The sequence below is a fragment of the Helicobacter mesocricetorum genome (genome assembly GCF_900198605.1).
Lineage (GTDB): Bacteria > Campylobacterota > Campylobacteria > Campylobacterales > Helicobacteraceae > Helicobacter_D > Helicobacter_D mesocricetorum.
Genome location: NZ_FZPJ01000058.1, coordinates 1 through 2,384, shown reverse-complemented (window position 1 = coordinate 2,384; position 2,384 = coordinate 1). Strand labels below are relative to the sequence as shown.

The 2,384-nt window shown below is 34.7% G+C and carries 3 protein-coding genes; 2 read left to right on the top strand and 1 reads right to left on the bottom strand.

Annotated elements, in window-relative coordinates; genetic code table 11:
• Window positions 1-167 (bottom strand): NAD(P)-binding protein (locus C6H18_RS09035; protein ID WP_199770198.1); only part of this gene is annotated, 167 nt, incomplete at its 3' end.
• A gap of 74 nt (window positions 168-241) precedes the next feature.
• Between C6H18_RS09035 and glf the strand changes: the two genes are divergently transcribed.
• Window positions 242-1,351 carry a UDP-galactopyranose mutase gene (gene glf, locus C6H18_RS09030; protein WP_104722769.1) on the top strand — a complete coding sequence of 370 codons (1,110 nt, stop codon included), beginning with the start codon at window positions 242-244 and terminating at the stop codon, window positions 1,349-1,351.
• Window positions 1,348-2,384 (top strand): glycosyltransferase family 2 protein (locus C6H18_RS09025; RefSeq protein ID WP_104722768.1); only part of this gene is annotated, 1,037 nt, incomplete at its 3' end. The genes glf and C6H18_RS09025, both read left to right, overlap by 4 nt.

Genomic DNA, 2,384 nt, shown 5'->3' with positions numbered 1-2,384 from the left:
TGCGCTCCAAAATTATGGATATTAATACCCTCTTGACTTTTAGTATAGCAGTTTCCGCCAATGTGATTGCGTTTTTCTATAACCAAACATTTTTTATCCCTTTTAGAGGCTTCATAGGCAAAAATACTTCCAAATAATCCACTACCTACAATGCAATAATCAAACACTAAGATTCTCCTCCCCTATACTCACTATTGAAAATTTACATTTTCAATAGTGAGTATAGGGGAGGAGAATCTTAGTGTTTGATTATTGCATTGTAGGTAGTGGATTATTTGGAAGTATTTTTGCCTATGAAGCCTCTAAAAGGGATAAAAAATGTTTGGTTATAGAAAAACGCAATCACATTGGCGGAAACTGCTATACTAAAAGTCAAGAGGGTATTAATATCCATAATTTTGGAGCGCATATTTTTCGCACAGACTCTCAAAGCATTTGGGATTATATGCAGCAATTTTGCACCTTTAATCACTTCATAAACTCACCCTTAGCTAACTACAAAGGTGAGATTTATAATCTCCCTTTTAATATGAATACCTTTTCTAAACTTTGGGGAATCTCCACACCCAAAGAAGCACAAGAGATTATAGAATCACAAAAAAACTCTGCCTTAGAATCCCTAAAAGGTGAGCCACAAAACCTAGAGGAACAAGCTATTTCACTTGTAGGGGTTGATGTGTATGAAAAATTCATCAAAGGCTATACGCAAAAGCAATGGGGGAGAGATTGCAAGGATTTGCCAAAGTCTATCATTCGCAGGATTCCTGTGCGATTTACTTATGATAACAATTACTTCAACGACCCCTATCAAGGAATCCCAAAGGGTGGCTATACTCCTATCTTTGAAAAATTATTAAAAAATTGCGAAGTGTGGCTAAATACAGATTTTTTAAAGCATAGAGAGGAATTACAAGCAAAGGCTAAAAAGATTCTCTTTACAGGAGCCATAGATTCTTACTTTGATTACCAGCTTGGCACACTTGAGTATAGAAGCCTACATTTTGAACACGAGACTTTAGGGATTCCAAACTATCAAGGAGTAGCCGTCGTGAATTACACCGATGAGGAAACTCCTTATACGAGGATTATCGAGCATAAACACTTTGAGTTTGGCACACAAGAAAAAACGATTATCTCTAAAGAATACCCTCAAACTTGGGACAAAGACAAAGAGCCTTATTACCCTATTAATGATGAAAAAAATCAGGCTCTTTATGAAAAATATAAAAATCTAGCCAAAAATGAAAAGTCTTTAATCTTTGGTGGGAGGCTTGGCGAATATCGTTACTATGATATGCAAGATGTGATTAAGAGTGCTTTAGAGCTGGTTAAAAAGGAGTTAGCACAATGAATCCTAAAGTCTCTATCGTCATTCCCTCTTTAAACTCTATTGCTTACATACAAGAATGCCTAGAGAGTGTGCTAAATCAGAGCCTAAAAGACATTGAGATTTTGTGTGTAGATGCCAACTCCACCGATGGGACTTTGGAATACCTAAAAGAGCTAGAATCTAAAGACAAAAGGCTAAAAGTCATTGTTTCAGACAAAAAGTCCTATGGCTATCAAATGAATCTAGGAATCAAAGCTGCCAAAGGAGAATATTTAGGCATCGTAGAGAGTGATGATTATATCAAGCCTAATATGTATGAAGAGCTTTATAAAGTCGCAAAAGAGAAAAATGTAGAAGTAGTCAAAGGAGATATGCTAGAGTTTATAGATAAAAATGGAGAAAGAATATTTACACATACGCGTTTGCTAAATTGGACTAAATGTCTCTATGGAAAGGTTTTAAATGCGAAAGATTTGAGGGTTTTTACCCAAAGTGGCATTATGAACCCAAGTGGAATTTTCAAACTCTCCTTTCTCAAAGAAAATCAAATTTATCATCACGAAAGCTTAGGTGCAGCTTATCAAGATACAGGATTTTGGTTTTTTACCCATTTGTTTGCACCAAAAATGTTTTTTGTTAATGAGACGTTTTATTGCTATAGGCAAGATAATGAAAATTCATCAGTGAATCATATTTCTTTGCAAAAAGCCTTAGATTTAAGCAAAGAATATGATTTCATTCGCAAAAAACTTGATGACAATCCCAACTTAAAAAATCTTATTCCTCTCCTAAGTTATTTGAGATTTGGTGGATATAATTGGATTTTAGGACGCATTGTAGATAATAATCAATTACCTTTTCTCCAAATAATCCAAAGTGAATTTTTAGAGCTTGAAGCCAAAGGTGAGTTGGATTGGAGTTATTTTGATAAATTTCAAAGAGCAAAACTAGAGCGAATCTTAAAAGACCCAAAAGAATTTTACGAGAATATCTCGTTAAAGCCAAAAGGTGCAGTAGAAAGAGTAAAAAGCCAACTCTCCTATAAACTTGGAAA